Below are 2827 nucleotides of genomic sequence, written 5' to 3'. Positions count from 1 at the left end.
CAGTAACACTCCATTGAGTGAAGCTGCCGTTTGGTCGCTCCCCCTTTGGGGGCGGGGGGGGATAGATAAAGTTCCTCTATGTAAAGTTATAATGGGGGATGAAAGGCAAGGTTCGCTAACCTTACCCCGATTGTTTATGCTTCCCAGCATTCAATCTATCCCCGTTTATGGGTTTCTCTTTCACCCTACAAAGATAACCTCATGGGGGAAAAATGTCCAAGAATATGGGGTAAAAACTATCAAGTCGGTAGAAAATAAGTATCTTTGAAGTACATTTTTAGTAGAGGTACTGGTGTGCCTAGGCGAAGCAGATAGGCAAAAATAAAGCCGCTGGAGATGTCGGATGTCCGTCAATTAACTCCAGCGGCTTGTATTTTGGTAACTCTCCCGTATCGGTCAGCTACCGTTTGGTCAGCAACAAAGGTAGTACTTTATTATCGCAAATCCAAATGTTTTTCCCTTTATTTGTGCATTTACAAAACATTCACTAACTTCGCACCTATGCAGTATGGTGATAGCACACTAGCACCCTAAAGAGTGCGTGTGTAAGGGGACAAGCCCCCTTAACCCCCTGTCAGCCGGCTGTCACCGGCTGTTATCGATTGTCACAAAAATGTTAACTTATGGGAGCAACAAGTATTCATGTACAAGCAGTGAAGCCGGGGAGCGAGATTCACAACTTTAGGGAAAAAGAGTTGGACTATGTTCGTCCCGAACTTAGTCATTTGAATGAAAGCTGGGTTGGAGATAGCATTTCCCATCGGCTGGAGAGTGCAAAACAAAGATATCTCGATACGGTTGGGCAGAAGATGCAGGCTAAAGCCGCACCCATACGAGAGGGAGTAATAGTAATCAAACAAGAAACCACTATGCAGGAACTCCAGCAGTTTGCCACGGTCTGCAAAGAACGTTTCGGTATCGAAGCGTTTCAAATCCATATACACAAGGACGAAGGATACATGAACGCAAAGCAGTGGACACCTAACCTTCATGCCCATGTAGTTTTCGATTGGACGCAGCCGAATGGGAAAAGTGTGCGTTTATCGCGTGATGACATGGCAGAACTCCAAACCATAGCATCTGAAACACTGGGCATGGAACGTGGCGTTTCTTCTGACCGCAAACACTTATCGGCTATGCAGTACAAGACCGAATGTGCGAAAGAACAGCTTCAGGAACTATCCAACGATATATCCAGTGCATTAGACAAATACAAGGACGCACAAAACCAGCTTCTTCAGCTTCAGAAGGAACTACGTTCCATTGAAACAAAGAAGAACGTCCAAAAACTCATTTCTAAGGCTTCAGAGAAGTTTTACGGCTTGATTGGAAAAACAGTCAACGATAGGGAAAAGGATGCCTTAAAAGCCAAAGTAAAGACTTTAGAGGGGGAAAATGAACAACTATCCGATAGACTGGGAAAGGCTATACTTGAAAAAGAGCGAAACAGCACAAAGGCATTCAAAGCCGAGAATGACAAGGAGTATTATAGACAACAAATGGACAACGCAAGGACAACCAGTAACCTATTAAGGACGGAGAACCAAAAACTAAAAGCCGAAACCAAGGAGTTGAAAAAAGAACTTGGTAAGATGAAAGACTTGTTCAATTCCGAACAACTGGAGGCTTTAAGGCATCATTTCCCAAACATATCAAAAGCTATGGAAGAGGGGAAAGACCTATTCAAGCAAATCACCAGAAGCAGAGGTTTCGGCATGGGTATGTAACCCCCCCCCGCCCCCAAAGGGGGAGCGACCAAACGGCAGCCTCTCTCAATGGAGTGTTACACCGTTCGGATTCAGAAAACATTTTGCAGGGTTCGGAAAACGGTTGTGTGCTTATTCTAAAAAAAGTTTATGGTGTGGCGCTCGTCGGGACGGGTGGTCCCGCCCCTTGCCGCTAGGCGCTCCCCGACCGATGATTTTTAAGTGACTGATTTTGTGCTGTTTTGGGGGTATATTAAGAATAAAAGAAATAGAATAAGTTAAGTACTTGATACACAATATAGGGCATTTTCCATATTGGAAATTCTCATTTTCCAATCTAGAAAATACCGATTTCCTAATATGATACTAAATAGGAAAATAATATTTCCCTTAATATTGTTTTTATGGAAAATAATAGTTTACTTTGTGGAGAATAATATTTCCCAAAAACATATCAAAATGGAAAATAAAAAAGCAGTTAAGTTAACCGATTTTCAAAAGAACGAAGAAAATCCTTTTATGAAACAAGCTATAGAAGGTATTGAAAATCATGTTGTTAAAAAGTATAAGAGTAATAGTGGTGGCGATAAGAGAGCTGTAGTAGCTTTAGCCGACACTGAAACTGGAGAAGTGTTTAAGACTTCGTTTATCCGTCAAATAGAAGTAGATGAAGAACAATTCACTAAATTGTATCTTTCTAACTTTGCTGCATTCTTTGACCTATCACAAGCAGCTATTCGGGTTTTTGGTTACTTTATGACCTGCATGAAACCCAAAAATGATTTAATCATTTTCAATAGAAAAAAATGCCTAGAATATACCAAATACAAAACAGACAAAGCCGTTTATAAAGGACTTGCAGAACTTGTAAAAGCTGAAATCATAGCCCGAGGACCAGCCGATAATCTTTGGTTTATTAATCCTCTGATAGTATTCAATGGTGACCGAGTGACATTTGCTAAAACATACGTTCGGAAAAAGACTTTAGCTGCCCAAAAGAAAGAAGAAGCAGAGAAACGACAATTATCACTTGGCTTTGATGAACAGTAACACTCCATTGAGTGAAGCTGCCGTTTGGTCGCTCCCCCTTTGGGGGCGGGGGGGGATAGATAAAGTTCCTC

3 protein-coding genes are annotated in these 2827 nt (G+C 41.7%); all 3 read left to right on the top strand.

Going from position 1 to position 2827, the window contains the following annotated elements; genetic code table 11:
* Positions 1 to 268: hypothetical protein (locus tag AB5935_RS24220; protein WP_272217367.1), on the top strand; the 268-nt coding region annotated here is incomplete at its 5' end.
* 355 nt (positions 269 to 623) lie between these two features.
* The gene (locus AB5935_RS24215; protein ID WP_005838372.1) at positions 624 to 1727 is read left to right on the top strand and encodes a plasmid recombination protein; all 1104 of its coding nucleotides are present in this window, start codon (positions 624 to 626) and stop codon (positions 1725 to 1727) included.
* Between the two features lie 438 nt (positions 1728 to 2165).
* Positions 2166 to 2756: a replication/maintenance protein RepL gene (locus AB5935_RS24210; protein WP_004295513.1), complete on the top strand. Its 591-nt coding sequence runs from the start codon at positions 2166 to 2168 to the stop codon at positions 2754 to 2756.
* Positions 2757 to 2827: the final 71 nt, after the last annotated feature.

Origin of the sequence: Phocaeicola sp. RTP21198st1_B8_RTP21198_201120, assembly GCF_040929485.1 — a bacterium.
GTDB lineage: Bacteria > Bacteroidota > Bacteroidia > Bacteroidales > Bacteroidaceae > Phocaeicola > Phocaeicola dorei.
This window is presented reverse-complemented; position numbering and strand designations above follow the sequence as displayed.

Bases quoted from the DNA above. Each gene is read 5' to 3' on its own strand.
- AB5935_RS24215 (WP_005838372.1), top strand. From the start codon at position 624: ATGGGAGCAACAAGTATTCATGTACAAGCAGTGAAGCCGGGGAGCGAG.
- AB5935_RS24210 (WP_004295513.1), top strand. From the start codon at position 2,166: ATGGAAAATAAAAAAGCAGTTAAGTTAACCGATTTTCAAAAGAACGAA.